General features: G+C 51.6%; 27 protein-coding genes. 21 read left to right on the top strand and 6 right to left on the bottom strand.

Annotation, left to right across the window (positions count from 1 at the left end):
• The first annotated feature begins 286 nt into the window (after window positions 1–286).
• The 5 genes from gltI to rihA all read left to right on the top strand — a co-directional run bounded on the left by gltI (window position 287) and on the right by rihA (window position 4,546).
• Entirely contained in the window at window positions 287–1,195 is a 909-nt protein-coding gene (gltI, locus tag OGY68_RS07740) for a glutamate/aspartate ABC transporter substrate-binding protein GltI (protein ID WP_003022762.1), read from the top strand.
• A 159-nt stretch (window positions 1,196–1,354) separates the two neighbouring features.
• Window positions 1,355–2,095 (top strand): glutamate/aspartate ABC transporter permease GltJ, encoded by a 741-nt coding sequence (gltJ, locus tag OGY68_RS07735; RefSeq protein WP_003831316.1) that lies wholly within the window; start codon window positions 1,355–1,357, stop codon window positions 2,093–2,095.
• Window positions 2,095–2,769, top strand: a complete 675-nt coding sequence (gene gltK / locus OGY68_RS07730) for a glutamate/aspartate ABC transporter permease GltK (RefSeq protein ID WP_048214691.1) — start codon at window positions 2,095–2,097, stop codon at window positions 2,767–2,769. The genes gltJ and gltK overlap by 1 nt, the downstream gene beginning before the upstream one ends.
• Complete coding sequence (gene gltL / locus OGY68_RS07725) at window positions 2,769–3,494, top strand: glutamate/aspartate ABC transporter ATP-binding protein GltL (RefSeq protein ID WP_003022754.1); 726 nt, start codon at window positions 2,769–2,771, stop codon at window positions 3,492–3,494. The genes gltK and gltL overlap by 1 nt, the downstream gene beginning before the upstream one ends.
• Before the next feature lie 116 nt (window positions 3,495–3,610).
• Window positions 3,611–4,546: a pyrimidine-specific ribonucleoside hydrolase RihA gene (gene rihA, locus OGY68_RS07720; RefSeq protein ID WP_057067708.1), complete on the top strand. Its 936-nt coding sequence runs from the start codon at window positions 3,611–3,613 to the stop codon at window positions 4,544–4,546.
• A gap of 106 nt (window positions 4,547–4,652) precedes the next feature.
• Here the strand turns inward: rihA and OGY68_RS07715 are convergent, their stop codons facing one another.
• Window positions 4,653–5,135: a zinc ribbon-containing protein gene (locus OGY68_RS07715; protein WP_003022748.1), complete on the bottom strand. Its 483-nt coding sequence runs from the start codon at window positions 5,133–5,135 to the stop codon at window positions 4,653–4,655.
• A gap of 235 nt (window positions 5,136–5,370) precedes the next feature.
• On the opposite strand from OGY68_RS07715, the gene leuS reads away from it, so the two are divergent.
• From leuS to nadD, 4 genes are read left to right on the top strand one after another with little or no spacing between them, the layout of a single operon-like run.
• Window positions 5,371–7,953 carry a leucine--tRNA ligase gene (leuS, locus tag OGY68_RS07710; protein WP_057067707.1) on the top strand — a complete coding sequence of 861 codons (2,583 nt, stop codon included), beginning with the start codon at window positions 5,371–5,373 and terminating at the stop codon, window positions 7,951–7,953.
• 14 nt (window positions 7,954–7,967) lie between these two features.
• The gene (gene lptE / locus OGY68_RS07705; RefSeq protein ID WP_057067706.1) at window positions 7,968–8,567 is read left to right on the top strand and encodes an LPS assembly lipoprotein LptE; all 600 of its coding nucleotides are present in this window, start codon (window positions 7,968–7,970) and stop codon (window positions 8,565–8,567) included.
• Window positions 8,567–9,598 carry a DNA polymerase III subunit delta gene (gene holA / locus OGY68_RS07700; RefSeq protein ID WP_032942687.1) on the top strand — a complete coding sequence of 344 codons (1,032 nt, stop codon included), beginning with the start codon at window positions 8,567–8,569 and terminating at the stop codon, window positions 9,596–9,598. The genes lptE and holA overlap by 1 nt, the downstream gene beginning before the upstream one ends.
• Window position 9,599: 1 nt before the next feature.
• On the top strand, window positions 9,600–10,241 hold the full coding sequence (nadD, locus tag OGY68_RS07695) for a nicotinate-nucleotide adenylyltransferase (RefSeq protein ID WP_100247219.1): 642 nt from the start codon (window positions 9,600–9,602) through the stop codon (window positions 10,239–10,241).
• Here nadD and cobD read toward each other — a convergent pair.
• Complete coding sequence (gene cobD, locus OGY68_RS07690) at window positions 10,216–11,310, bottom strand: threonine-phosphate decarboxylase CobD (protein ID WP_008784087.1); 1,095 nt, start codon at window positions 11,308–11,310, stop codon at window positions 10,216–10,218. The genes nadD and cobD overlap by 26 nt on opposite strands.
• Before the next feature lie 96 nt (window positions 11,311–11,406).
• Between cobD and OGY68_RS07685 the strand changes: the two genes are divergently transcribed.
• The 10 genes from OGY68_RS07685 (at window position 11,407) to lipA (ending at window position 20,880) form a co-directional block, all read left to right on the top strand.
• Window positions 11,407–12,018, top strand: a complete 612-nt coding sequence (locus tag OGY68_RS07685; RefSeq protein WP_048235891.1) for an adenosylcobalamin/alpha-ribazole phosphatase — start codon at window positions 11,407–11,409, stop codon at window positions 12,016–12,018.
• Between the two features lie 254 nt (window positions 12,019–12,272).
• On the top strand, window positions 12,273–12,590 hold the full coding sequence (gene rsfS, locus OGY68_RS07680; protein WP_003022728.1) for a ribosome silencing factor: 318 nt from the start codon (window positions 12,273–12,275) through the stop codon (window positions 12,588–12,590).
• A gap of 3 nt (window positions 12,591–12,593) precedes the next feature.
• Window positions 12,594–13,061 carry a 23S rRNA (pseudouridine(1915)-N(3))-methyltransferase RlmH gene (gene rlmH, locus OGY68_RS07675; protein ID WP_003022725.1) on the top strand — a complete coding sequence of 156 codons (468 nt, stop codon included), beginning with the start codon at window positions 12,594–12,596 and terminating at the stop codon, window positions 13,059–13,061.
• 30 nt (window positions 13,062–13,091) lie between these two features.
• Window positions 13,092–14,993, top strand: a complete 1,902-nt coding sequence (mrdA, locus tag OGY68_RS07670) for a peptidoglycan DD-transpeptidase MrdA (protein WP_003831292.1) — start codon at window positions 13,092–13,094, stop codon at window positions 14,991–14,993.
• Between the two features lie 2 nt (window positions 14,994–14,995).
• Complete coding sequence (gene mrdB / locus OGY68_RS07665) at window positions 14,996–16,108, top strand: peptidoglycan glycosyltransferase MrdB (protein ID WP_003022718.1); 1,113 nt, start codon at window positions 14,996–14,998, stop codon at window positions 16,106–16,108.
• Between the two features lie 10 nt (window positions 16,109–16,118).
• Window positions 16,119–17,228, top strand: coding sequence for an endolytic peptidoglycan transglycosylase RlpA (gene rlpA / locus OGY68_RS07660; protein WP_057067704.1), 1,110 nt, complete (start codon window positions 16,119–16,121; stop codon window positions 17,226–17,228).
• 142 nt (window positions 17,229–17,370) lie between these two features.
• Entirely contained in the window at window positions 17,371–18,582 is a 1,212-nt protein-coding gene (gene dacA / locus OGY68_RS07655; protein ID WP_003022711.1) for a D-alanyl-D-alanine carboxypeptidase DacA, read from the top strand.
• 106 nt (window positions 18,583–18,688) lie between these two features.
• Complete coding sequence (gene ybeD / locus OGY68_RS07650) at window positions 18,689–18,952, top strand: DUF493 family protein YbeD (RefSeq protein ID WP_003022706.1); 264 nt, start codon at window positions 18,689–18,691, stop codon at window positions 18,950–18,952.
• Window positions 18,953–19,066: 114 nt separating this feature from the next.
• Window positions 19,067–19,708: a lipoyl(octanoyl) transferase LipB gene (gene lipB / locus OGY68_RS07645; RefSeq protein ID WP_032942682.1), complete on the top strand. Its 642-nt coding sequence runs from the start codon at window positions 19,067–19,069 to the stop codon at window positions 19,706–19,708.
• A gap of 206 nt (window positions 19,709–19,914) precedes the next feature.
• A complete protein-coding gene (gene lipA, locus OGY68_RS07640) occupies window positions 19,915–20,880 on the top strand; it encodes a lipoyl synthase (protein WP_003022702.1) in 966 nt (321 codons plus the stop codon).
• A gap of 98 nt (window positions 20,881–20,978) precedes the next feature.
• Here the strand turns inward: lipA and tatE are convergent, their stop codons facing one another.
• Together tatE and OGY68_RS07630 are read right to left on the bottom strand one after the other, a co-directional pair.
• Window positions 20,979–21,182, bottom strand: a complete 204-nt coding sequence (gene tatE, locus OGY68_RS07635) for a twin-arginine translocase subunit TatE (protein ID WP_003022699.1) — start codon at window positions 21,180–21,182, stop codon at window positions 20,979–20,981.
• A gap of 128 nt (window positions 21,183–21,310) precedes the next feature.
• On the bottom strand, window positions 21,311–22,099 hold the full coding sequence (locus OGY68_RS07630) for a deaminated glutathione amidase (RefSeq protein WP_057067703.1): 789 nt from the start codon (window positions 22,097–22,099) through the stop codon (window positions 21,311–21,313).
• 90 nt (window positions 22,100–22,189) lie between these two features.
• On the opposite strand from OGY68_RS07630, the gene crcB reads away from it, so the two are divergent.
• A complete protein-coding gene (gene crcB, locus OGY68_RS07625) occupies window positions 22,190–22,573 on the top strand; it encodes a fluoride efflux transporter CrcB (protein ID WP_003831281.1) in 384 nt (127 codons plus the stop codon).
• 52 nt (window positions 22,574–22,625) lie between these two features.
• Here crcB and cspE read toward each other — a convergent pair whose 3' ends face one another.
• Both cspE and pagP read right to left on the bottom strand, forming a co-directional pair.
• Entirely contained in the window at window positions 22,626–22,835 is a 210-nt protein-coding gene (gene cspE, locus OGY68_RS07620; RefSeq protein WP_000034825.1) for a transcription antiterminator/RNA stability regulator CspE, read from the bottom strand.
• Window positions 22,836–23,024: 189 nt separating this feature from the next.
• A complete protein-coding gene (gene pagP / locus OGY68_RS07615) occupies window positions 23,025–23,588 on the bottom strand; it encodes a lipid IV(A) palmitoyltransferase PagP (protein WP_003831280.1) in 564 nt (187 codons plus the stop codon).
• 462 nt (window positions 23,589–24,050) lie between these two features.
• On the opposite strand from pagP, the gene dcuC reads away from it, so the two are divergent.
• Window positions 24,051–25,436, top strand: coding sequence for an anaerobic C4-dicarboxylate transporter DcuC (gene dcuC, locus OGY68_RS07610; RefSeq protein ID WP_003022136.1), 1,386 nt, complete (start codon window positions 24,051–24,053; stop codon window positions 25,434–25,436).
• Window positions 25,437–25,510: the final 74 nt, after the last annotated feature.

Genomic DNA, 25,510 nt, shown 5'->3' with positions numbered 1-25,510 from the left:
CGTCTATTGCTTTGTTCTACAAGGCAAACGCTGTTTTGGCTGAATGTGCAACCTGGTCGCACCAAAGTTGAGCGCCGGTAGCACCTGAAAAGTGCAACAAGATATTTTTGCCCCCAAATGGTGCGGCGCACTTCGCAAAAATAAACAATAACACAGCAAATTCTTTACATTCATCCAAACTAAATGTTAACAAACACATACAAGACTGCACGTTTTAGTAGCAAACAATAACAACATCACAATGGGTATCAATGCGTCCCTGGCGCAGACGATAAAGGAGTTGGATATGCAATTACGTAAGCTCGCCACTGCCATGCTGGTTATGGGAATGTCCGCCGGTCTGGCGCACGCAGAAGACGCAGCACCAGCGGCAGGCAGCACGCTGGATAAGATCGCCAAAAATGGCGTGATCGTTGTCGGCCACCGTGAATCATCAGTACCGTTTTCTTACTACGATAATCAGCAAAAAGTGGTCGGTTATTCACAGGATTACTCCAACGCGATCGTTGAAGCCGTGAAGAAAAAGCTGAACAAGCCTGATCTGCAGGTGAAACTGATCCCGATTACTTCACAAAACCGTATCCCGCTGCTGCAAAACGGCACCTTCGATTTTGAATGTGGATCCACCACCAACAACGTCGAGCGCCAAAAACAAGCGGCTTTCTCTGACACCATTTTCGTTGTCGGCACCCGTCTGCTGGCGAAAAAAGGCGGCGACGTTAAAGATTTCGCCGATCTGAAAGGTAAAGCCGTAGTCGTGACTTCAGGTACCACCTCCGAAGTTCTGCTGCACAAGCTGAATGAAGAACAAAAAATGGATATGCGCATCATCAGCGCGAAAGACCACGGTGACTCTTTCCGTACTCTGGAAAGCGGTCGCGCCGTTGCCTTTATGATGGATGACGCCCTGCTGGCTGGTGAGCGCGCGAAAGCGAAGAAACCAGACAACTGGGAGATCGTCGGCAAGCCACAGTCTCAGGAAGCCTACGGCTGTATGTTGCGCAAAGATGATCCTGAGTTCAAAAAGCTGATGGACGACACTATCGCCAAGGCGCAAACCTCAGGCGAAGCTGAGAAATGGTTTGATAAGTGGTTTAAAAATCCAATTCCGCCGAAGAACCTGAACATGAATTTCGAACTGTCAGACGAGATGAAAGCCCTGTTCAAAGAACCGAATGATAAAGCGCTTAACTAACTAAAATAAATGGGAGGCTTCCCCTCCCTCTCGATTGTTACTCGGCACGGACAGACTATAAGCCTGATGGTCGTTCCCCATCAGGCCTGAAAACCGCAAAACGCCGAATAACAATCTTCGAGGGTAGCGCTGCTACCCTTTTTTTTCTGGAGTAGATTTATGTCTATAGACTGGAACTGGGGTATTTTTTTACAACAAGCCCCGTTCGGCAACACCACCTATCTCGGCTGGCTCTGGAGTGGTTTCCAGGTCACTGTCGCGTTATCCATCACCGCCTGGATTATCGCTTTCCTCATAGGCTCTTTATTCGGCATCTTACGTACCGTTCCAAATCGTTTCCTTTCTGGGATCGGCACGCTGTACGTTGAGCTATTTCGTAACGTTCCGCTCATCGTCCAGTTTTTTACCTGGTATCTGGTTATTCCGGAACTGCTGCCGGAAAACATTGGGATGTGGTTCAAGGCTGAGTTGGATCCCAACATCCAGTTCTTCCTCTCATCAATGCTTTGTCTGGGGCTGTTTACCGCCGCGCGCGTCTGCGAACAGGTTCGCGCCGCAATTCAGTCTCTGCCTCGTGGGCAGAAAAACGCCGCACTAGCGATGGGGCTAACGCTACCGCAGGCCTACCGCTATGTGCTGCTGCCAAACGCTTACCGCGTGATTGTTCCGCCAATGACCTCAGAGATGATGAACCTGGTGAAGAACTCCGCGATCGCCTCCACCATCGGCCTGGTCGATATGGCGGCACAGGCGGGCAAATTGCTGGATTACTCCGCCCACGCATGGGAATCGTTTACCGCTATCACTCTGGCCTACGTCCTGATTAACGCCGTCATCATGCTGGTGATGAATCTTGTTGAACGTAAAATCCGCCTGCCTGGCAATTTGGGAGGCAAATAATGTACGAATTTGACTGGAGTTCTATCATCCCTTCCCTGCCGTATCTGCTGGACGGGCTGATGATCACGCTGAAAATCACCGTTACGGCGGTAGTCATTGGTATCGTATGGGGAACTATCCTGGCCGTCATGCGTCTGTCCAGCTTCGCGCCGATAGCCTGGTTTGCGAAAGGCTACGTCAACGTATTTCGTTCTATTCCGCTGGTCATGGTGCTGCTGTGGTTCTACCTGATTGTGCCCGGCTTCCTGCAAAACGTACTGGGTCTGTCGCCAAAAACCGATATTCGCCTGATCTCAGCAATGGTCGCGTTTTCGATGTTTGAAGCCGCGTACTATTCCGAGATTATCCGTGCCGGTATCCAGAGTATTTCTCGTGGGCAATCCAGCGCCGCGCTGGCGCTAGGGATGACCCACTGGCAGTCGATGAAGCTCATTATTCTGCCGCAGGCATTCCGCGCGATGGTACCGCTGCTGCTAACCCAGGGCATCGTACTCTTCCAGGATACCTCGCTGGTCTACGTATTAAGTCTGGCAGACTTCTTCCGTACCGCCTCCACCATTGGCGAGCGTGACGGCACGCAGGTTGAAATGATCCTGTTTGCTGGCGCCGTTTATTTTGTATTCAGTCTGAGCGCATCGTTGTTGGTCAGCTATTTGAAGAAAAGGACAGTTTAATGATTACCCTGAAAAATGTTTCTAAATGGTATGGTCACTTTCAGGTGCTGACCGACTGCTCCACGGAAGTGAAAAAAGGGGAAGTGGTTGTGGTCTGCGGCCCGTCAGGTTCAGGTAAATCAACGCTTATCAAAACGGTGAACGGGCTGGAGCCGGTACAACAAGGCGTCATCACCGTTGATGGTACCGTGGTGAATGATAAAAAAACCGATCTGGCCAAACTGCGCTCTCGCGTTGGTATGGTGTTCCAGCACTTTGAACTGTTCCCTCACCTGTCGATCATTGAGAACCTGACTCTGGCGCAGGTAAAAGTGCTCAAGCGCGATAAAAAACCGGCCCGCGACAAAGCGCAAAAGTTACTGGAACGCGTTGGTCTGTCAGCACATGCGGAGAAGTTTCCAGCTCAGCTCTCAGGGGGCCAGCAACAGCGTGTCGCTATCGCCCGGGCGCTGTGTATGGATCCTATCGCCATGCTGTTTGACGAACCAACGTCGGCGCTTGATCCTGAAATGATCAACGAAGTACTGGATGTTATGGTTGAACTGGCCAATGAAGGGATGACCATGATGGTGGTAACCCACGAAATGGGCTTTGCGCGTAAAGTGGCGAACCGGGTGATCTTCATGGATGAAGGGAAAATTGTTGAAGACTCACCGAAAGAAGAGTTCTTCGCTAATCCGAAATCGGACCGCGCCAAAGACTTCCTCGCGAAAATACTGCACTAATCTTGCTGGCGCGCACCTCCATGTGCGCGCCACCTCACGCTTTATCCCTTCGCCTCTCGAAACACATACAGCCCAGCGTTAACCTTGTCACAAAGTCCCACTTACAAGGAGCAACAATGGCACTTCCTATCCTGTTTGATTGCGATCCGGGTCATGACGACGCTATCGCAATTGTGCTCGCCCTCGCCTCACCAGAACTGGATGTGAAAGCGATAACCTCATCAGCCGGTAACCAGACACCTGACAAAACGCTGCGTAACGTGTTGCGCATGTTAACGTTGCTCAACCGTACGGATATCCCAGTGGCTGGTGGCGCAGTGAAACCACTAATGCGCGATCTGATTATCGCCGATAACGTTCACGGCGAGAGTGGGCTGGATGGCCCGGCGCTGCCGGAACCCGCTTTTGCGCCACAAGACTGTACCGCCGTGGAACTGATGGCGAAAAACCTGCGTGAAAGCCCGGAACCGATGACGATTGTCTCCACCGGGCCGCAAACTAACGTCGCATTGCTCCTGAATAGCCATCCTGAGCTGCACGCCAAAATCGCCCGTATCGTGATCATGGGTGGTGCGATGGGACTCGGAAACTGGACGCCCGCCGCCGAGTTCAATATTTTCGTGGATCCTGAAGCCGCTGAAATCGTATTCCAGTCTGGCATTCCAGTGGTGATGGCTGGTCTGGACGTCACGCATAAAGCGCAAATACATCGCGAAGATACCGAACGATTCCGCGCTATCGGCAACCCTGTTTCGACGATCGTGGCTGAACTACTCGACTTCTTCTTTGAGTATCATAAAGATGAAAAATGGGGATTCATCGGCGCGCCACTGCATGATCCATGCACCATTGCCTGGCTGCTGAAACCTGAACTGTTTACCACCGTTGAACGCTGGGTCGGCGTGGAAACTCAGGGTAAATATACCCAGGGAATGACCGTGGTGGATTACTACTTCCTGAGCGGCAATAAGCCAAACGCCACCGTAATGGTAGACGTGGATCGCGAAGGGTTTGTCGATTTGCTGGCAGAACGTTTAAGATATTACGCGTAAAACTGTAGGCCGGATAAGGCGCTTGCGCCACCATCCGGCATATTGCCTGATGGCGATGCTGGCGCATCTTATCAGGCCTACAAATAACTTCTGGCACGCCTAATCATCACGGCTCAAACGGTCGGCGCTGGAACTGATCGTGTCCGCATTTCGGACACAGCGGCAGCACATCCGGGGTGTAAACCGCTAAATGGAAGTGGCACTTCTCGCAGACCAGATTACCTAATCCGACCACCTCGCCGCTGTGATAAACCCCGTGATGACTGAGGTCCTGGAACACCTCGCGCCATTCGAGCTGGGTTTTATCTGTAATATCGGCCAGTTCCTGCCAGATACTCTCCTTGATAACCCGCATAAAGACGCTGTCTGTCTCCTCATCGAGACTTTCTTCATAGCTCAGAGCAAACTCTTCCAGGTCGCGTCTGACGGCCCGGGTGAGCTCTTCCACCTCGGTTCGCGTTAACTCCCCGGTCTGCATAACTCGTTGACGCGCCTGCTCCACCAACGCATCAATATCGCGTTCGCCATTACGCAGACGTTCGCTCAGTGAAGCCACCAGTTCACGGTAATATTGAGCAACCTTGTTCATCGCTTCGCCTCCTGGGTCGTTAACTGTCTATAATAATAGACGTTATTTACGCTACGCTTTGCAAGACTGTCCACAGAGTGTGTAAATTCGTGCAAGAATTATCCTTGCGGGAATTCAACGCTGAATGCGCGAAAGGCTGTTTTGGCGCGGGCGTTTGGGCTATGCTATGCGGATCTGAAACACCACATCTAAAGCTACGTTTGTAGCTGTATTGAAAACAGGACCACTGGCTGCCATGCAAGAGCAATACCGCCCGGAAGAGATAGAATCCAAAGTACAGCTTCACTGGGATGAGAAGCGCACATTTGAAGTTACCGAAGACGAGAGCAAAGAGAAGTATTACTGCCTGTCTATGCTTCCCTATCCTTCTGGTCGACTACACATGGGCCACGTACGTAACTACACCATCGGTGACGTGATCGCCCGCTACCAGCGCATGCTGGGCAAAAACGTACTGCAGCCAATTGGCTGGGATGCGTTCGGTCTGCCTGCAGAAGGCGCTGCGGTTAAAAACAATACCGCACCAGCACCGTGGACGTACGACAACATCGCATACATGAAAAACCAGCTCAAAATGCTGGGTTTCGGTTACGACTGGAGCCGTGAGCTGGCGACCTGCACCCCGGAATACTACCGTTGGGAACAGAAATTCTTCACCGAGCTGTACAAAAAAGGCCTGGTGTACAAGAAAACGTCTGCGGTCAACTGGTGCCCGAACGACCAGACCGTACTGGCGAACGAACAGGTTATCGACGGCTGCTGCTGGCGTTGCGATACCAAAGTCGAGCGTAAAGAGATCCCACAGTGGTTCATCAAAATCACCGCTTACGCTGACGAACTGCTGCGTGACCTGGATAACCTGGATCACTGGCCTGACACCGTGAAAACGATGCAGCGCAACTGGATTGGCCGTTCTGAAGGCGTGGAAATCACCTTCGATGTGAACGGTTACGACAACACGCTGACCGTTTACACCACCCGCCCGGACACCTTTATGGGTGCGACCTATCTGGCCGTTGCCGCAGGTCACCCGCTGGCGCAGAAAGCTGCTGCAAATAACCCAGAACTGACCGCCTTCATTGACGAATGCCGCAACACCAAGGTTGCTGAAGCCGAAATGGCAACCATGGAGAAGAGAGGCGTCGACACGGGCTTTAAAGCTGTTCACCCGCTGACTGGCGAAGAAATCCCCGTTTGGGCAGCAAACTTCGTCCTGATGGAATACGGTACGGGCGCAGTCATGGCCGTTCCGGGCCACGATCAGCGCGATTACGAGTTTGCGACAAAATATGGCCTAACCATCAAGCCAGTAATTCTGACCGCTGAAGGCGCAGAGCCGGATCTGTCCGAACAAGCTCTGACCGAAAAAGGCGTGCTGTTTAACTCTGGCGAGTTTGACGGCCTCGACTTCGAAGCTGCCTTCAACGCCATTGCTGACAAGCTGGTAGCCAAAGGCGTGGGTGAGCGTAAAGTGAACTACCGTCTGCGTGACTGGGGTGTTTCCCGTCAGCGTTACTGGGGTGCGCCAATTCCGATGGTGACGTTGGAAGACGGTACTGTACTGCCGACGCCAGAAGATCAGTTGCCGGTTATTCTACCGGAAGACGTGGTTATGGACGGCATCACCAGCCCAATCAAAGCCGATCCGGAGTGGGCAAAAACCACCGTTAACGGCATGCCTGCGCTGCGCGAAACCGACACTTTCGATACCTTTATGGAATCCTCCTGGTACTACGCGCGCTACACCTGCCCGCAGTACAACGAAGGGATGCTGGATCCAGAAGCCGCAAACTACTGGCTGCCAGTTGATATCTACATTGGTGGTATTGAACACGCCATCATGCACCTGCTCTACTTCCGCTTCTTCCACAAGCTGATGCGCGATGCGGGCATGGTCAACTCTGACGAACCGGCCAAACAGCTGCTGTGCCAGGGTATGGTGTTGGCTGATGCGTTCTATTACGTTGGTGCAAACGGCGAGCGTAACTGGGTTTCTCCGGTTGATGCCATCGTTGAGCGCGACGAAAAAGGTCGTATCGTCAAAGCTCAGGACGCAGAAGGCCATGAACTGGTCTATACCGGCATGAGCAAAATGTCCAAGTCGAAAAATAACGGTATCGACCCGCAGGTCATGGTTGAACGTTACGGCGCTGACACGGTACGTCTGTTCATGATGTTCGCTTCTCCGGCTGATATGACGCTGGAATGGCAGGAATCCGGCGTTGAAGGGGCGAACCGCTTCCTGAAACGTGTATGGAAGCTGGTTTACGAACATACTTCCAAAGGCGATGTAGCTGCCCTGAACGTTGATGCGTTGAGCGAAGACCAAAAAGCGCTGCGTCGCGACGTACATAAAACCATTGCTAAAGTTACCGATGATATCGGTCGTCGTCAGACCTTTAACACCGCAATTGCGGCGATTATGGAGCTGATGAACAAGCTGGCGAAAGCACCGCAGGAAGACGAACAAGACAGAGCCCTGATGCAGGAAGCGTTACTGGCCGTCGTTCGCATGCTGAACCCGTTCACCCCACATGTTTGTTTCACGATGTGGGAAGCACTGAAAGGCGAAGGCGATATCGACAACGCACCGTGGCCGGTGGCGGACGAAGCCGCAATGGTTGAAGACTCGACGCTGGTTGTAGTTCAGGTGAACGGTAAGGTCCGTGGCAAAATTACCGTTCCGGTAAATGCGACAGAAGAACAGGTTCGTGAACGTGCTGGCCAGGAGCATCTGGTGGCAAAATATCTTGATGGCGTTACCGTACGTAAAGTGATTTATGTACCGGGTAAACTCCTCAATCTGGTCGTTGGCTAAGCGCGGGAGGAAGCGTGCGACTTCTGACAACATTGTTGTTATCTCTGGCGGTGCTTGTCACCGCCGGGTGTGGCTGGCATCTGCGTAATACTACGCAGGTCCCACCCTCAATGAAAACCATGATCCTGAACTCTGGTGATCCGAACGGCCCATTAAGCCGCGCGGTTCGTAATCAGCTGCGTCTGAACGGCGTTACGCTGCTTGAAGACGGCTCAATGCGTAAAGATGTGACGTCCTTACGTCTGGGCGCGGTCAGCATTTCGCAGGATACGGCGTCGGTATTCCAGAACGGTCAAACGGCTGAATACCAGATGGTGATGTCCGTGAGTGCATCCGTGCTGATCCCAGGTCATGATATTTATCCAATCAGCGCCAAAGTTTATCGTTCGTTCTTTGACAACCCACAGGCTGCACTGGCGAAGGATAACGAGCAGGACATGATCATCAAAGAGATGTATGACAAAGCGGCTGAACAGTTAATTCGTAAGCTGCCAAGCGTACATCTGGCCGATACTCTGTCATCCAATGCTGATGATGATGCTAAGCCAGCGGCGACAAAAGCCGCAGAGCCTGCATCATCTCCGGCGCGTGTTTCCACCACGCTGGGTAACTGATGCTCAAGTTGTACCCTGAACAACTCCGCGCACAGCTCAATGAAGGGCTGCGCGCGGCGTATTTGCTCTTAGGTAACGATCCTCTCTTATTGCAGGAAAGCCAGGACGCTATCCGTCAGGCAGCAGCAACGCAAGGATTCGAAGAACACCACGCTTTCACCCTGGACAACAGCACCGACTGGGGAGAGATTTTTTCACTCTGCCAGGCGATGAGCCTGTTTGCCAGCCGTCAAACCCTGCTCCTGCAGTTGCCAGAAAATGGCCCCAATGCCGCCATTAACGAACAGCTCGCTTCACTCGTCACACTGCTACATGACGACCTGCTGCTGATTGTTCGCGGCAACAAACTGACTAAAGCGCAGGAAAACGCCGCATGGTATACCGGACTTGCCAATAATGCGGTGCAGGTAAGCTGCCAGACGCCGGAGCAAGCACAGCTTCCTCGTTGGGTCGCCGCCAGAGCGAAGCTTAACAATCTACAACTGGATGACGCAGCCAATCAGCTGTTGTGCTATTGCTATGAAGGTAATCTGTTAGCACTGGCGCAAGCGCTGGAACGGCTAGCATTGCTTTGGCCTGATGGCAAACTAACGCTGCCTCGCGTGGAGAAAGCCGTTAACGATGCCGCGCACTTTACCCCGTTCCATTGGGTGGATGCGCTGCTGATGGGCAAAAGCAAACGCGCGCTGCACATTCTGCAACAGTTACGCCTGGAAGGCAGTGAGCCGGTTATTTTGCTGCGCACGATACAGCGTGAATTACTGCTGTTGGTCAACTTAAAACGGCAGTCAGCCCATACGCCTTTGCGCACGTTGTTTGATAAACACCGGGTGTGGCAAAATCGCCGGGGTATGATGGGAGACGCGCTAAACCGGCTGAATCCTGCGCAGTTGCGTCAGGCTGTAACGCTGTTAACGCGTACTGAAATTACGCTTAAACAAGACTATGGTCAGTCAGTGTGGGCGGAACTTGAGGGGCTTTCCCTGTTGCTCTGCCATAAATCGCTGGCCGATGTTTTTATTGATGGTTGATATGAAATCATTGCAGGCTCTGTTCGGTGGCACCTTTGATCCGGTACATTATGGTCATCTTAAACCGGTTGAAATTCTGGCGAATCTGATTGGCCTTTCCCGGGTTATTATCATGCCCAATAATGTGCCGCCGCATCGTGCGCAACCCGAAGCGTCCGGCGAACAACGTCAACGCATGGTTGAACTGGCCATTGCCGATAAGCCGCTGTTCTCCCTTGATGAACGCGAACTGAAACGCGATACCGCCTCCTACACCGCGCAAACGCTCAAAGAGTGGCGCGAGGAGCAAGGACCGGACGTGCCATTAGCGTTTATTATTGGCCAGGACTCACTGCTTACCTTTCCGTCCTGGCATGACTACGACACGATTCTGGGTAACACCCACCTCATTGTCTGCCGACGTCCGGGCTATCCGCTCGAAATGGCGCAGGAAAAGCACCAGCAGTGGCTGGAGGATCATCTGACCCATTCGCCAGATGACCTGCACAACTTGCCTTGCGGGAAAATTTATCTGGCTGAAACGCCGTGGTTTAACATCTCCGCCACGCTCATCCGTGAGCGTCTGGAAAAAGGCGAGCCGTGCGACGACCTGATGCCAGCAGCAGTGCTTGACTATATCAATCAGCAGGGGTTGTACCGCTAAGCACCTTGCGTAGAGCCGCCAACAGGCGGTTATTCTCTTCCTGGCTGCGAACGGCTACCCGATAATAGCGCGCATCCAGCCCCGGATAATTAGCACAACTGCGAATCAAGACATGTTGTTCCAGCATTGCGCGTTGCAGATCAAAATCCGCCCGATCGCAGCGCAATAAGCGATAATTTGCCCTGCCAGGATACACCGTCAGGCCGGGCAGTTCTTTCAACTGCCGATCAAACCTCGCGCCCTCTTGCTCCAGCCACTTCCATGTTGCCTGCTGATATGCGCTGTCGTGTAAAATAATCTCGCCTGCCAGTGCAGCAAATGCGTTAATTGACCACGGCATTTGTCGACGGCGCATCTGTGCAACAGCCTGTTCATTACTGTTGACCAGATACCCTAACCGCAGCCCCGGTATCGCATAGAACTTGGTTAGCGAGCGCAGCACCCAAATATGCGGGTTATCCCGAAGCAGCGGAATAAACCCCTGCTCCCCGGCAATAAAATCGATAAACGCTTCATCAAGGATCAGATTGATCCCAAGCAACTCACAACGCGCGGCTATTTCGCGCAGCAGGCGGTTATCGGGCAGCAAGCCAGTGGGATTGTTGGGCGTACAGAGAAACAGGCAGTCCAGCTCTGAGGTTAACGTATCGAGGATTGCATCGGTAAGCTGCCAGCCATCGTCTTCGCGCAGCGCAAACTCATGGATCGTACAGTCTCCCCATTGCAGCGCCCGACGATATTCAGCAAACCCGGGCGTCACGATCATCGCATGACGTGGTTTAAGTCCTTGCACCAAAGTGAAAATCGACTCAGTCTCGCCGTTTCCGGCAAGTATCCATGAGGCAGGAATCTGATGATGCTCCGCCAGCGCCGCATGCAATTTAGCGTAATCAACATCCGGGTAACGCTCCGCGCAGTCCAGGTTGTCGACGATCGCGCGTTTTAAACTTGCCGGCATACCCAGCGGATTAATATTCGCGCTAAAATCCAACAATTGTTCAGGCGAGATGCCCAACAGTTCGGCGGCTTCTCGGGTATTGCCACCATGCGCGCTCTTCAATAAAGACATCGTGCCGCTCCACGCAAAAAAAGGTATTTTAGTGAAAAATCTCTGCGCAATCAGGGCAAACATCATGTTTTGTGCGAATAACCTCAAGAGGAAAAAATGAGACTCTGGTTAGTACGTCATGGAGAAACTGAAGCCAATGTCGCTGGTTTATACAGCGGCCACGCCCCCACACCGCTAACGGAACGGGGTATCGCTCAGGCGCAAACACTGGGTACGCTGTTACGCAATGTGCCTGTCGACAACGTTCTGTGCAGCGAGTTGGAACGTGCCCGCCATACAACGCAGTTGATCTTAGGCGATCGCGAGGTTCCTGTGCGCAACATGCCTGAGCTCAATGAGATGTTTTTTGGTGACTGGGAAATGCGCCATCATCGTGATCTGGCGCGAGAAGACGCCGAAAACTACGCCGTGTGGTGTAACGACTGGCAGAATGCGACGCCAACCAATGGTGAAGGTTTTCAGGCGTTTTCCCTGCGCGTGGAACGCTTTATTGCTCAGCTCGCTGATTACAAAACGTGCCAAAACCTACTGGTGGTGAGCCATCAGGGTGTTCTGAGCGTGTTGATCGCCCGTCTGCTGTCCATGCCGGCTACAGCAATGTGGCATTTTCGCGTCGAACAAGGTTGCTGGAGCGCAATTGATTTTTGCGACGATTTTGCGGTTCTTAAAGTGCTCAACAGCCGGGCTGTATGGCACGACGGGGAGTGAAAGCCCTGTTTTTTCTGCCGAAGGGCTTCTCTCCCATTGACACCCCATGACAGGCTGTTATTCTCCGCAACCTGACTTTTCCCGCCCTTCAGAGCTTTGCAGAAATTGTTTTACAAAAATGGCGATGCATTCTGCGGCGTGGGGTGGGATGATAGCGCACTTCAAAAGCGCTTTCGGAGACATTTGTCCCGATATCGCCTCTGGTTCAGGTATACTAACAGACGTTTTTAACTCTTTTCACCCAGGGGGAACACTTGCAGGGTAAAGCACTTCAGGATTTTGTAATCGACAAAATTGATGACCTGAAAGGTCAAGACATCATCGCCTTAGACGTTCAGGGCAAATCCAGCATCACTGATTGCATGATTATCTGCACCGGCACGTCCAGCCGTCATGTAATGTCTATCGCAGACCACGTTGTTCAGGAGTCCCGCACAGCTGGCCTGCTGCCGCTCGGCGTAGAAGGCGAGAACGTTGCAGACTGGATCGTCGTTGACCTCGGTGATGTGATTGTCCACGTGATGCAGGAAGAAAGCCGTCGCCTGTATGAACTGGAAAAACTCTGGAGTTAATGCGTGAAGCTGCAACTTGTCGCTGTGGGTACGAAGATGCCTGACTGGGTGCAAACCGGGTTTACGGAGTATCTCCGTCGGTTTCCGAAAGATATGCCCTTTGAGCTGATCGAAATCCCGGCAGGGAAACGCGGCAAGAACGCGGATATTAAACGCATTCTCGACAAAGAGGGTGAGCAGATGCTGGCTGCCGCAGGCAAAAACCGCATCGTCACCCTTGATATCCCTGGTAAACCCTGGGACACGCCGCAGCTGGCGACTGAACTGGAACGCTGGAAACTGGACGGTCGTGACGTCAGTCTATTGATTGGCGGGCCGGAAGGTCTCTCCCCTGCCTGTAAAGCGGCAGCGGAACAAAGCTGGTCACTCTCTGCGTTAACCCTTCCTCACCCTCTTGTTCGGGTTCTGGTCGCGGAGAGTCTGTACAGGGCGTGGAGCATCACCACCAACCATCCTTATCACCGTGAGTGATCATTGATTCTTGAGTAGATTAAGCAGCGGATGAAACTACAGAATTCTTTTCGCGACTATTCGGCTGAGTCCGCGCTGTTTGTGCGCCGGGCGCTGGTCGCTTTTTTGGGGATTTTGCTGCTCACCGGCGTGCTGATCGCCAACCTTTATAATCTGCAAATCGTTCGCTTTACTGATTATCAGACCCGCTCGAACGAAAACCGCATCAAACTGGTGCCTATCGCCCCCAGTCGCGGCATCATTTATGACCGTAACGGAATTCCGCTCGCCCTTAACCGCACCATTTATCAGATAGAAATGATGCCGGAAAAGGTCGACAACGTTCAGGATACCCTCGACGCGCTGCGTAACGTCGTAGACCTGACGGACGACGACATTGCCGCCTTTAAAAAAGAGCGCGCCCGTTCACACCGCTTCACCTCCATTCCGGTAAAAACTAACCTCAGTGAAGTGCAGGTGGCACGGTTCGCCGTTAATCAATATCGCTTTCCCGGCGTCGAAGTTAAAGGCTATAAACGCCGCTATTACCCCTACGGCTCTGCGCTGACCCACGTCATTGGCTACGTATCGAAGATCAACGATAAAGACGTGGACCGCCTGGACAAAGACGGCAAGCTGGCCAACTACGCGGCGACGCACGACATCGGTAAATTGGGTATTGAACGCTACTATGAAGACGTACTTCACGGCCAGACGGGTTATGAAGAAGTTGAAGTGAACAACCGTGGCCGCGTCATTCGCCAACTGAAAGAAGTGGCGCCGCAGGCCGGGCACGATATCTATCTCACCCTTGACCTGAAACTCCAGCAGTACATCGAAACGCTGCTGGCGGGCAGTCGTGCCGCGGTGGTAGTCACCGACCCGCGTACCGGTGGCGTTCTCGCACTGGTGTCCATGCCGAGCTACGACCCGAACCTGTTTGTCGATGGTATCTCGAGTAAAGATTACTCCGGGTTGCTCAATGACCCGAATACCCCATTGGTTAACCGCGCAACTCAGGGTGTCTACCCTCCTGCTTCGACGGTTAAACCTTACGTCGCGGTTTCTGCATTAAGTGCAGGCGTCATCACCCGCAATACTGGTCTGTTCGATCCGGGTTGGTGGCAATTACCGGGCTCTGAAAAACGTTACCGCGACTGGAAAAAATGGGGGCACGGCCATCTGAACATCACCCGTTCTCTGGAAGAGTCGGCGGATACGTTTTTCTATCAAATCGCCTATGATATGGGGATAGACCGCCTTTCAGAGTGGATGAGCAAGTTTGGCTACGGTCAATATACGGGTATCGATCTTGCCGAAGAGCGCGCCGGAAACATGCCAACCCGCGAGTGGAAGCAAAAACGGTTCAAAAAGCCATGGTACCAGGGTGATACCATTCCGGTCGGCATCGGTCAGGGTTACTGGACAGCAACCCCTATCCAGATGAGTAAAGCGCTGATGATCCTTATCAACGACGGTTTGGTAAAAGTTCCGCATCTGCTGATGAGTACGGCAGAAAACGGCAAGCAAGTGCCGTGGATTCAGCCGCACGAACCACCCGTTGGTGACATTCATTCCGGTTATTGGGAAATCGCAAAAGACGGCATGTACGGTGTAGCCAACCGTCCTAACGGTACTGCACACAAATATTTCGCTGGCGCACCTTACAAAATTGCGGCGAAATCCGGTACTGCACAGGTCTTTGGCCTGAAAGCCAATGAAACCTATAACGCACATAAGATCGCCGAGCGCTTACGTGACCACAAGCTGATGACGGCCTTCGCACCCTATGATAAGCCCCAGGTTGCTGTCGCCATAATTCTTGAGAACGGTGGCGCGGGCCCGGCTGTGGGTACCATTATGCGCCAGATCCTTGACCACATTATGTTGGGCGACAATAACACCAATCTGCCTGCAGAAAACCCCGCGGTTGCAGCAGCGGAGGACCAATAATCGTGACGGATAATCCGAACAAAAAAACATTCTGGGACAAAATCCACATCGATCCCACGATGTTGCTTATTTTGCTGGCGCTGCTGGTTTACAGCTCGCTGGTCATCTGGAGCGCCAGCGGCCAGGATATTGGCATGATGGAGCGCAAGGTCGGTCAGATCGCAATGGGCCTGGTCATCATGGTGGTGATGGCACAAATCCCGCCCCGAGTTTATGAAGGCTGGGCTCCCTATCTCTACATCTTTTGCATCATTTTGTTGGTGGCGGTAGATGCCTTCGGCGCAATCTCCAAAGGTGCGCAGCGCTGGCTGGATTTGGGGATTGTGCGTTTTCAGCCCTCCGAAATCGCCAAGATTGCCGTGCCGCTGATGGTCGCGCGCTTCATCAACCGTGATGTTTGCCCGCCATCGCTAAAAAATACCGCCATTGCGTTGGTGCTGATATTTATGCCCACCCTGCTGGTGGCCGCCCAGCCAGACCTCGGAACTTCAATTCTGGTCGCCCTTTCCGGTCTGTTTGTTCTGTTCCTTTCTGGTTTGAGCTGGCGTTTAATCGGTGTTGCGGTGGTCCTGGTTGCGGCGTTTATCCCGATACTGTGGTTCTTCCTGATGCATGATTATCAACGTCAGCGCGTCATGATGTTACTCGATCCGGAAACCGATCCGCTGGGTGCGGGTTATCACATCATTCAGTCTAAAATTGCTATTGGCTCCGGCGGTCTACGTGGTAAGGGCTGGCTACACGGTACGCAGTCACAGCTTGAGTTTTTACCCGAACGTCATACAGATTTTATCTTCGCGGTATTAGCGGAAGAACTGGGTCTGGTAGGGATCTTAATTCTGCTAGCGCTGTACATTTTGCTGATTATGCGCGGATTATGGATCGCTGCCCACGCGCAAACCACCTTTGGTCGCGTCATGGCGGGTGGTTTAATGTTGATATTATTCGTTTATGTCTTCGTAAATATTGGTATGGTGAGCGGTATTCTGCCCGTGGTTGGCGTTCCTCTCCCACTGGTTAGTTACGGAGGCTCGGCACTTATCGTGCTGATGGCTGGGTTCGGGATTGTTATGTCGATCCATACCCATAGAAAAATGTTGTCGAAAAGCGTGTAAGGGGTACGCAATGCGTAAGCAGTGGCTTGGTATCTGCATCGCAGCAGGAATGCTCGCGGCGTGTTCGAGTGATGATGGTCAGCAACAGGGTGCTGTCGCGCCGCAGCCTGCGGTGTGTAATGGTCCGATTGTTGAAATCAGCGGGGCCGATCCGCGCTTTGAACCCCTGAACCCAACGGCGAATCAGGACTATCAGCGTGATGGTAAGAGCTACAAAATCGTCCAGGACCCTTCCCGCTTTAGCCAGGCAGGGCTTGCCGCTATCTATGATGCGGAACCCGGAAGCAACTTAACCGCGTCTGGTGAAGCGTTCGACCCGATGCAGTTAACCGCAGCGCATCCGACGCTGCCAGTCCCAAGCTATGCCAGAATAACTAACCTGGCAAACGGCAGGATGATTGTCGTGCGCATTAACGATCGCGGCCCTTATGGCAACGATCGCGTGATTTCACTTTCACGTGCAGCAGCCGACCGTCTGAATACCTCCAACAATACCAAAGTGCGTATCGACCCGATCATCGTCGCCCAGGATGGTTCATTGTCCGGGCCGGGAATGGCTTGTACCACGGTAGCGAAACAAACCTATGCCCTGCCCGCGCGTCCTGATTTAAGCGGCGGTGGCAGTATGGGCAGCATGCCTGCGCCATCGGATGTGGGCCAGCCGCAAGGCGATATTCGTCCGATCAGCAATTCCACGTTGAAAAGCGATGATACAACCGGTGCGCCAGTGAACAGCAGTGGATTCCTCGGTGCGCCGACCACACTCGCTGCAGGCGTGCTGGAAGGTAGCGAGCCGACTCCGGCTCCGCAACCGACCACCACCGCACCGGTAACGCCAACCGCACCAGCAGCAACACCAGCCGCCGTCGCTGCACCTGCGCCAGCGGCAGTAGCCAACGGACGCTACGTGGTTCAGGTTGGCGCAGTCAGCGAGCAGTCGCGTGCGCAGCAGTATCAAAAACGTTTAAGCCAGCAATTTGGCGTCCCAGGTCGGGTGGTACAAAACGGCGCAGTCTGGCGTATCCAGATGGGGCCGTTCGCCAGCAAAGCTGAAGCCTCCACATTGCAGCAGCGTCTTCAAGCCGAGGCGCAATTACAGTCCTTCATCACCGGCGTGTAATAACGTAAATCAGGTATCTGAACTGTCAGTTTCTGTAAATGACATTAACAAAGTCACGCGGAAAGTCAGATGCCTGCCCGTTTTGCATTTGCTATAGTAGGGCACTTTTTTTAATTTCATCACGGACGTCGTAGTTCAGACCATGAAGACCACTTTTTCCGCTCGTTTCGTGCAGCGTATGGCGCTCACCGCGGCTCTCTGCGCAGCTTCTCTCTCTGCTGCCCATGCCGATGACCTGAATATTAAAACCATGATCCCGGGTGTTCCACAGATCGATGCGGAGTCATATATCCTGATTGATTACAATTCAGGTAAAGTTCTGGCAGAACAGAACGCCGACACTCGCCGCGACCCCGCCAGTCTGACCAAAATGATGACCAGCTACGTCATCGGCCAGGCGATGAAAGCCGGGAAATTCAAAGAAACCGATCTGGTCACCGTCGGCAATGACGCCTGGGCTACAGGTAACCCGGTCTTTAAAGGTTCATCGTTGATGTTCCTGAAGCCAGGAATGCAGGTTCCTGTTTCTCAGCTTATCCGTGGTATCAACCTGCAATCCGGGAATGACGCGTGCGTGGCAATGGCGGACTTCGCCGCCGGTAGCCAGGATGCTTTCGTCGGTCTGATGAACAGCTATGTGAACGCGCTGGGCCTGAAAAACACCCACTTCCAGACCGTTCATGGTCTCGATGCTGACGGTCAATACAGCTCGGCTCGCGACATGGCGATGATTGGTCAGGCGCTGATTCGCGACGTGCCTAACGAATACTCTATCTATAAAGAAAAAGAGTTCACCTTTAACGGCATCCGTCAGTTAAACCGTAACGGCCTGCTGTGGGATAACAGCCTGAATGTCGACGGTATCAAAACCGGTCATACCGACAAGGCTGGCTATAACCTCGTTGCATCCGCAACCGAAGGTCAGATGCGTCTGATCTCCGCCGTCATGGGTGGCCGCACCTATAAAGGTCGCGAAACCGAAAGTAAAAAATTGCTGACCTGGGGCTTCCGTTTCTTTGAAACCGTGAACCCACTGAAAGTCGGTAAAGAGTTTGCTTCAGAGCCCGCCTGGTTTGGTAATACCGATCGTGCATCGTTAGGCGTAGATAAAGATGTCTACCTGACTATTCCGCGCGGCCGCATGAAAGATCTGAAAGCAAGCTATGTGCTGAACACCACAGAACTGCACGCACCGCTGCAGAAAAACCAGGTTGTCGGCACCATCAACTTCCAGTTGGATGGCAAAACCATTGAGCAGCGCCCGCTGGTAGTCCTGCAGGAAATCCCTGAAGGCAACTTCTTTGGGAAAATCATTGATTACATTAAATTAATGTTCCATCACTGGTTTGGCTAAAAATCGAACACTTGAAAGTGTGATTTACGTCCCCATATACTAGGTATCCAGATAACTCCCACGCGCTGTGGGAGTTATTATTTATTGATGTAACGCCGGAGCTGACATGAAAACCAAACTTAACGAACTGCTTGAATTCCCTACTCCATTTACTTACAAAGTAATGGGGCAGGCGTTGCCTGAGCTGGTTGATCAGGTGGTTGAAGTGGTACAGCGCCATGCGCCAGGTGATTACTCTCCGACGGTAAAACCGAGCAGCAAAGGCAACTACCACTCGGTCTCAATCACTATTACTGCTACACACATTGAGCAGGTTGAAACGCTGTACGAAGAATTAGGCAATATCGATATCGTACGCATGGTACTGTAAAAACCTGTTGGTTACCCGCTGCATCCCCGCTCGGGTAACCCCTCCCTCCTGTGATATACTTTTCCCCCTCTTTTATATTCTCTACTCTATGTGAGTATCTACGGAGATGCCGTTTTGTATCAGGATAAAATTCTTGTCCGCCAGCTCGGTCTTCAACCTTACGAGCCAGTTTCTCTGGCCATGCACGAATTCACCGATACCCGCGATGAAAACAGTTATGACGAAATCTGGCTGGTAGAGCATTATCCTGTTTTTACCCAGGGTCAGGCAGGTAAAGCAGAGCACGTACTGATGCCAGGAGATATTCCGGTGATCCAGAGCGATCGTGGCGGTCAGGTGACTTATCACGGGCCGGGCCAGCAGGTCATGTATGTGCTGTTGAACCTGAAGCGTCGTAAACTTGGTGTTCGCGAACTGGTTACGCTGCTGGAGCAAACCGTTGTGAATACCCTTGCGGAAATCGGTATTGACGCCCACCCGCGAGCCGATGCGCCAGGCGTATACGTTGGAGAGAAGAAAATCTGCTCTTTGGGGTTACGTATTCGTAAAGGTTGTTCATTTCACGGCTTAGCGCTCAATGTGGATATGGACTTGTCTCCTTTCCTGCGTATCAATCCTTGTGGTTATGCCGGAATGGAAATGGCGAAGGTATCGCAGTGGGATAGCACCGCCACGACCGAGAGCGTTCGCCCCCGGCTGCTGGCCAACATTCTGGCGCTGTTGGGTAACCCACCGCACGAGTACATTGCGGACTGAAAATACGCGCATACTTTGCCACGGCATATGTTGTGGCAAATGGCACAAAACAACAACTATTTTACATTTTGCCAGCCTGTCAGGCTGCTTTCTGGCCCGTTTCAATGATATACTGCGTATCACTAATTCAAAAATAGTTGATAAATGCAACATTCCCTTGAATTGAAACGCTTTCCTTCGTAATTCGCAACTGGAACACGCAAGCTATGAGTAAACCCATTGTGATGGAACGCGGTGTTAAATACCGCGATGCCGATAAGATGGCTCTTATCCCGGTAAAAAATGTGGCAACAGAGCGTGAAGCCCTGCTGCGTAAACCGGAATGGATGAAAATAAAACTGCCAGCGGACTCCACTCGCATCCAGGGCATCAAAGCGGCAATGCGCAAAAATGGCCTGCACTCTGTCTGCGAAGAAGCTTCCTGCCCTAACCTGGCTGAATGTTTCAATCACGGAACTGCAACCTTTATGATCCTCGGCGCAATCTGTACCCGCCGTTGCCCATTCTGTGACGTTGCCCATGGCCGTCCGGTTGCTCCTGATGCTAACGAGCCGTTAAAACTTGCTCAGACGATTGCTGACATGGCGCTGCGCTATGTCGTCATTACCTCCGTTGACCGCGACGATCTGCGTGACGGCGGTGCTCAGCACTTTGCTGACTGCATCACCGCTATTCGTGAGAAAAGCCCGTCGATTAAAATCGAAACGCTGGTGCCTGACTTCCGTGGTCGTATGGATCGTGCGCTGGATATCCTCACGGCCACCCCGCCGGATGTGTTTAACCACAACCTCGAAAACGTACCACGTATTTATCGCAATGTTCGTCCAGGTGCTGACTACAACTGGTCACTGAAGCTTCTGGAACGTTTCAAGGAAGCGCACCCGGAGATTCCGACCAAATCAGGTCTGATGGTCGGTCTGGGCGAAACCAATGCGGAAATCATTGAGGTCATGCGTGACCTGCGCAGTCATGGTGTAACCATGTTGACGCTGGGGCAGTATTTACAGCCAAGCCGCCATCACCTGCCGGTTCAACGCTATGTGAGCCCGGATGAGTTCGATGAGATGAAAGCCGAAGCTATGGCAATGGGCTTTACCCATGCAGCCTGCGGTCCATTCGTTCGCTCTTCATACCATGCTGACATGCAGGCCAAAGGGCTGGAAGTGAAGTAATCGTGTAATACTCACTTACATATCAGCAATAAAAAAACCGGCAAATTGCCGGTTTTTTTTCATGCAGAGTATGCAGTAAGAGCATCATGCTCCTGACATTACTCTTTATGAGAAAGCTTCTCAGCCTGAACGCTACCATCAGCATCTTTCTTAGCATCGGCATTATCGTCGTTCATTGCTTTCTTGAAGCCTTTGATTGCCGTTCCCAGGTCTCCACCCAGTGTACGTAACTTCTTGGTACCAAACAGCAGAACAACCAGTGCGGCAACCACCAGCAGTTTGGTAATACTAATCTCACCCATAGATACCTTCTTGACTTAAACCAGGCTGCATAAAGCGCCATATTAACCTGAGAATATTAACGGCCTTTCGACGCGCGCACACAATAGCAATCTGTAACAAGGTGAATCAAGCCTTGTTTAAAAAAACGTCATAATAATTGCGGTGGCGCAAAGCGTCGGTTACTTAACACCGGGAGTTGTGCCCTAACCTGCCTCACCCGCTCGGCGGCAACCTCGGTCATAATTAGCGCGGGCGTTTCTGCCGCAGCAGCAATGGTCACACCAAGGGGGTCGATGACCCTGCTTTGGCCGATATTCTTGTTACCGCACTCTCCCGCCGCAATCAAGTAACACGTCGCATCTAACGCTCTTGCCGCCAAAAGCGTAGCCCAGTGATGCTCTTTAAGCGATCCCCGAACCCAGGCTGCGGGTAAGACAAGAATTTCCGCTCCCTGCAATGCGTGCGCCAGCGCCAACTCAGGAAAGCGCAGATCATAACAGGTCATTAACCCTACTTTTAACCCGTCTACGTCCAGCAGCGGCGCTATGGCGTCCCCTGCATCCACATTTCGTGACTCCTGAATCGAAAAGGCATCATAGAGATGTAATTTAGCGTAATGGGCCACGACCTGACCTGCCCGTAGCGCCACCAGCATGTTAAACGCCCGGCCTGGCACAGAAGGAACATGAATCGTCAGGATTGTCGTCATCTCGTTTTGCGCGCTTTCTCGCAGCAAGCGCGTCAAAAATCCGCCCTCCAGCAGTTGAGCTGATTTCACTGACAGGTCTGGGTCCAGATCGTCACGGGCCAGAAGCGCCTCCGGTAATACCAACAGCGACGCCCCCTCTCCTGCAGCCTGTGACATCAAAAAGACGCAGGTTTCTGCATTTTTTTCCCATGAAGGTCCCACGGCAAATTGCCCTGCTGCAACGAACATATTCCCTCCAGAAAACGTTGTTAGGCTCGCCAACCACGATTATTCAGCGTTACACTCATCCTATATACAATCAAATAGCAGGATTATGCAGTGTTACAACTCCTTTTAGCGGTTTTTATCGGTGGTGGTACAGGTAGTGTAGCAAGATGGATGTTGAGCATGAGGTTTAACCCGCTACATCAGGCCATCCCATTCGGTACACTGGCTGCAAACTTACTTGGCGCATTTATCATTGGTATGGGTCTGGCGTGGTTTAATCGCATGACTAACATTGATCCAATGTGGAAGGTACTGATTACCACTGGCTTTTGCGGGGGACTAACAACGTTTTCCACTTTCTCAGCTGAGGTGGTGTTTTTGCTACAGGAAGGACGTTTTGGTTGGGCTATGGTGAATGTACTGGTTAATCTGTTGGGATCATTTGCGATGACCGCCCTGGCATTCTGGCTGGTTTCGGCCTCTCCCGCGCACTGAAGCGAAAAAAAACCCGCAATTAAGCGGGTTTTGAATGCTTGCTGTCGTATGCTTACAGAGCGATTACGTTTGCAGCAGAAGGGCCTTTGGCACCGTTAGTGATTTCGAACTCTACACGCTGACCTTCAGCCAGAGTTTTAAAACCATTGGTCTGGATTGCAGAGAAGTGTACGAACACGTCTTTGCTGCCATCTTCCGGAGTAATGAAACCGAATCCTTTGGACTCATTAAACCACTTAACGTTACCTTTAATCTTAGACATCAAAATTACCTTTACATGAAAAATAGACACAAATGCTGTGTCGGGTATCAGTACAACAATTGTGGTGGACTTTGTCCAGTCGAACTTTATCAAAAAGTGATAAATGTCGCGTTATTTTTCAGTTAAAGTTAATATCGCACTGTTTTTAAAAGACTTTTTAATAATCCACCTGACAATACAGGTAGTCCATCAAAACTGGAAACGCATCCATGCAAAGTAGACGTTACCGTTGTTGTACGTTCCCGGAATGTAGGTCATCTGGAACGTTGCCGGACCATACCCTATCGATGCCAGCGGTAACAGCACGGGTACCGGAATGTAGTTCCAGTTATCGCGCGCGGTAAAACCGGCGGTAAAACCGAGACCTGTGTGGAAATTTTCATCTGCCAGCGGTCGCCAGGTTTTTTCCCAGCCATAACCACCAATGGGTTCCCATTTATTGTAGGAATCCTTAAAGGCCATTATATAAAGCCCGTGCCAGTTACCTTTATCATCCCAACGGGATTGACCAAAGCCCGCCCCCCATGGGCGTTCATTGTAGCGATCCGTTTTTTCTTTATCATAAGCAAAACGAGCATGCCAGGTAATAGCCGGCACGTACAGATCATAATGTTCTGGCTGCTGCCAGGTTTCACTGACGTTGTCTTTAAAAGTAGCGAACCAGCCTTTATCTTCAGCAGCGCCCTGGGGAATGAAAGCTAACTGAATAAAAAGAAATGAAAAAATGAGAAAATATCGTTTAGCGACAATCACAACTTAATTACCATCCTGGGATTTATTATTAATTGTAGCAAACCCAACCTTAATGTTAGCTTAACAAAAATGCGCAGCTAAAAAATCAGAATAATCCTCAGCCTATAATTTTTAAGATAATTATCCATGAGTTTATTGAGCCATCTAATAGGAACTATTTTCTCTTTATTGCCAATAAATTGTTCTTTCCTGCGAAAAAAGTTAAATACCATCACAATAAATTAACAATTAATATTCATCATCGCCACAAAACACACACATCAGCGCTGCGCTTCACAGTTTCTTATTGTGAGATTCTTTTTTAAACCGCGATGCTGAAAAAACGGCTTAACCATCGCTTGAATCCGTATTTTTATTGATTTTAATCAGCAAGAGTTATCGGTTTATTAGGCACATTCTGTCACCACTTTTTACTTTTTTTAGTTTTTTTACTTTCTGGGCAGCAATGCGACAGGGGAAACGATGTTGACATTTATTGAACTCCTTATTGGGGTTGTGGTTATTGTGGGTGTAGCGCGCTACATCATTAAAGGTTATTCCGCGACAGGCGTACTGTTTGTTGGTGGTCTGGTTTTGCTGATTATCAGTGCGCTGATGGGGCATAAAGTTTTGCCGTCCAGCGCGGCATCAACGGGCTATACGGCAACAGACATTGTTGAATATATTAAAATTTTGCTGATGAGCCGTGGTGGCGATCTCGGCATGATGATCATGATGCTGTGTGGTTTTGCCGCTTATATGACCCACATTGGCGCGAACGATATGGTCGTTAAGCTGGCCTCCAAGCCTCTGCAATACATCAACTCACCTTATCTGCTAATGATTGCCGCCTATTTTGTCGCCTGCCTGATGTCACTGGCGGTTTCGTCAGCAACCGGTCTGGGCGTATTGCTGATGGCAACACTTTTCCCGGTCATGGTTAACGTTGGGATCAGCCGTGGCGCCGCAGCGGCCATTTGTGCCTCCCCTGCTGCAATTATTCTTTCACCAACATCCGGTGATGTGGTGCTGGCGGCAAAAGCTGCAGAAATGCCGCTGATCGATTTCGCCTTTAAAACCACGCTGCCAATTTCCATTGCCGCCATCATTGCTATGGCGATTGCCCACTTTTTCTGGCAGCGTTTTCTGGATAAAAAAGAGAACATTTCTCATGAAATGTTAGATGTGGCTGAAATCACCACGACTGCCCCGTCATTTTACGCCATTCTGCCGTTTACCCCGATTGTTGGCGTCCTGATTTTTGATGGTAAATGGGGTCCACAGCTGCATATCATTACGATTCTGGTTCTGTGCATGCTCATCGCGGCTATTCTGGAGTTCGTACGTGGGTTCAACACCCAAAAGGTTTTCTCTGGTCTGGAAGTCGCTTACCGTGGCATGGCGGATGCCTTTGCTAACGTGGTGATGTTGTTAGTCGCTGCGGGTGTATTTGCCCAGGGTCTGAGCACAATCGGCTTTATTCAGAGTCTGATTTCTATCGCCACCTCGTTTGGTTCAGCGAGCATTATTCTGATGATGGTGCTGGTGATCCTGACTATGCTGGCGGCAATGACTACGGGTTCTGGTAACGCTCCGTTCTATGCCTTCGTTGAGATGATCCCTAAGCTGGCGCATTCCTCCGGCATTAACCCAGCTTACCTTGTTATCCCGATGCTGCAGGCGTCAAACCTTGGACGCACAATCTCCCCGGTCTCCGGCGTGGTGGTTGCTGTTGCTGGTATGGCGAAGATTTCTCCGTTCGAAGTGGTGAAACGTACCTCGGTTCCGGTTCTGGTTGGGTTGTTGGTTGTGATTATCGCAACTGAAGTGATGGTACCAGGTTCTTCTTCAGCCGTCGTTGGCGGCTGATACTCAGAGAAATGTAGGCCGGATGAGGCATTCACGCCGCATCCGGCATTTCGACTGCAACGTTGCCGGATGTC

It is taken from the genome of Citrobacter sp. Cpo065 (assembly GCF_030332805.1).
Taxonomy (GTDB): Bacteria; Pseudomonadota; Gammaproteobacteria; order Enterobacterales; family Enterobacteriaceae; genus Citrobacter; species Citrobacter portucalensis.
This window is presented reverse-complemented; position numbering and strand designations above follow the sequence as displayed.

Excerpts from the sequence above, each read along its gene's own strand:
- mrdA (WP_003831292.1), top strand. The coding sequence starts at position 13,092 with ATGAAACTACAGAATTCTTTTCGCGACTATTCGGCTGAGTCCGCGCTG.
- holA (WP_032942687.1), top strand. The coding sequence starts at position 8,567 with ATGCTCAAGTTGTACCCTGAACAACTCCGCGCACAGCTCAATGAAGGG.
- ybeD (WP_003022706.1), top strand. The coding sequence starts at position 18,689 with ATGAAAACCAAACTTAACGAACTGCTTGAATTCCCTACTCCATTTACT.
- nadD (WP_100247219.1), top strand. The coding sequence starts at position 9,600 with ATGAAATCATTGCAGGCTCTGTTCGGTGGCACCTTTGATCCGGTACAT.
- rlpA (WP_057067704.1), top strand. The coding sequence starts at position 16,119 with ATGCGTAAGCAGTGGCTTGGTATCTGCATCGCAGCAGGAATGCTCGCG.
- gltJ (WP_003831316.1), top strand. The coding sequence starts at position 1,355 with ATGTCTATAGACTGGAACTGGGGTATTTTTTTACAACAAGCCCCGTTC.
- rihA (WP_057067708.1), top strand. The coding sequence starts at position 3,611 with ATGGCACTTCCTATCCTGTTTGATTGCGATCCGGGTCATGACGACGCT.
- OGY68_RS07685 (WP_048235891.1), top strand. The coding sequence starts at position 11,407 with ATGAGACTCTGGTTAGTACGTCATGGAGAAACTGAAGCCAATGTCGCT.
- OGY68_RS07715 (WP_003022748.1), bottom strand. The coding sequence starts at position 5,135 with ATGAACAAGGTTGCTCAATATTACCGTGAACTGGTGGCTTCACTGAGC.
- gltL (WP_003022754.1), top strand. The coding sequence starts at position 2,769 with ATGATTACCCTGAAAAATGTTTCTAAATGGTATGGTCACTTTCAGGTG.
- cspE (WP_000034825.1), bottom strand. The coding sequence starts at position 22,835 with ATGTCTAAGATTAAAGGTAACGTTAAGTGGTTTAATGAGTCCAAAGGA.
- OGY68_RS07630 (WP_057067703.1), bottom strand. The coding sequence starts at position 22,099 with ATGTTCGTTGCAGCAGGGCAATTTGCCGTGGGACCTTCATGGGAAAAA.
- dcuC (WP_003022136.1), top strand. The coding sequence starts at position 24,051 with ATGTTGACATTTATTGAACTCCTTATTGGGGTTGTGGTTATTGTGGGT.
- gltK (WP_048214691.1), top strand. The coding sequence starts at position 2,095 with ATGTACGAATTTGACTGGAGTTCTATCATCCCTTCCCTGCCGTATCTG.
- cobD (WP_008784087.1), bottom strand. The coding sequence starts at position 11,310 with ATGTCTTTATTGAAGAGCGCGCATGGTGGCAATACCCGAGAAGCCGCC.
- gltI (WP_003022762.1), top strand. The coding sequence starts at position 287 with ATGCAATTACGTAAGCTCGCCACTGCCATGCTGGTTATGGGAATGTCC.
- dacA (WP_003022711.1), top strand. The coding sequence starts at position 17,371 with ATGAAGACCACTTTTTCCGCTCGTTTCGTGCAGCGTATGGCGCTCACC.
- leuS (WP_057067707.1), top strand. The coding sequence starts at position 5,371 with ATGCAAGAGCAATACCGCCCGGAAGAGATAGAATCCAAAGTACAGCTT.
- tatE (WP_003022699.1), bottom strand. The coding sequence starts at position 21,182 with ATGGGTGAGATTAGTATTACCAAACTGCTGGTGGTTGCCGCACTGGTT.
- lipA (WP_003022702.1), top strand. The coding sequence starts at position 19,915 with ATGAGTAAACCCATTGTGATGGAACGCGGTGTTAAATACCGCGATGCC.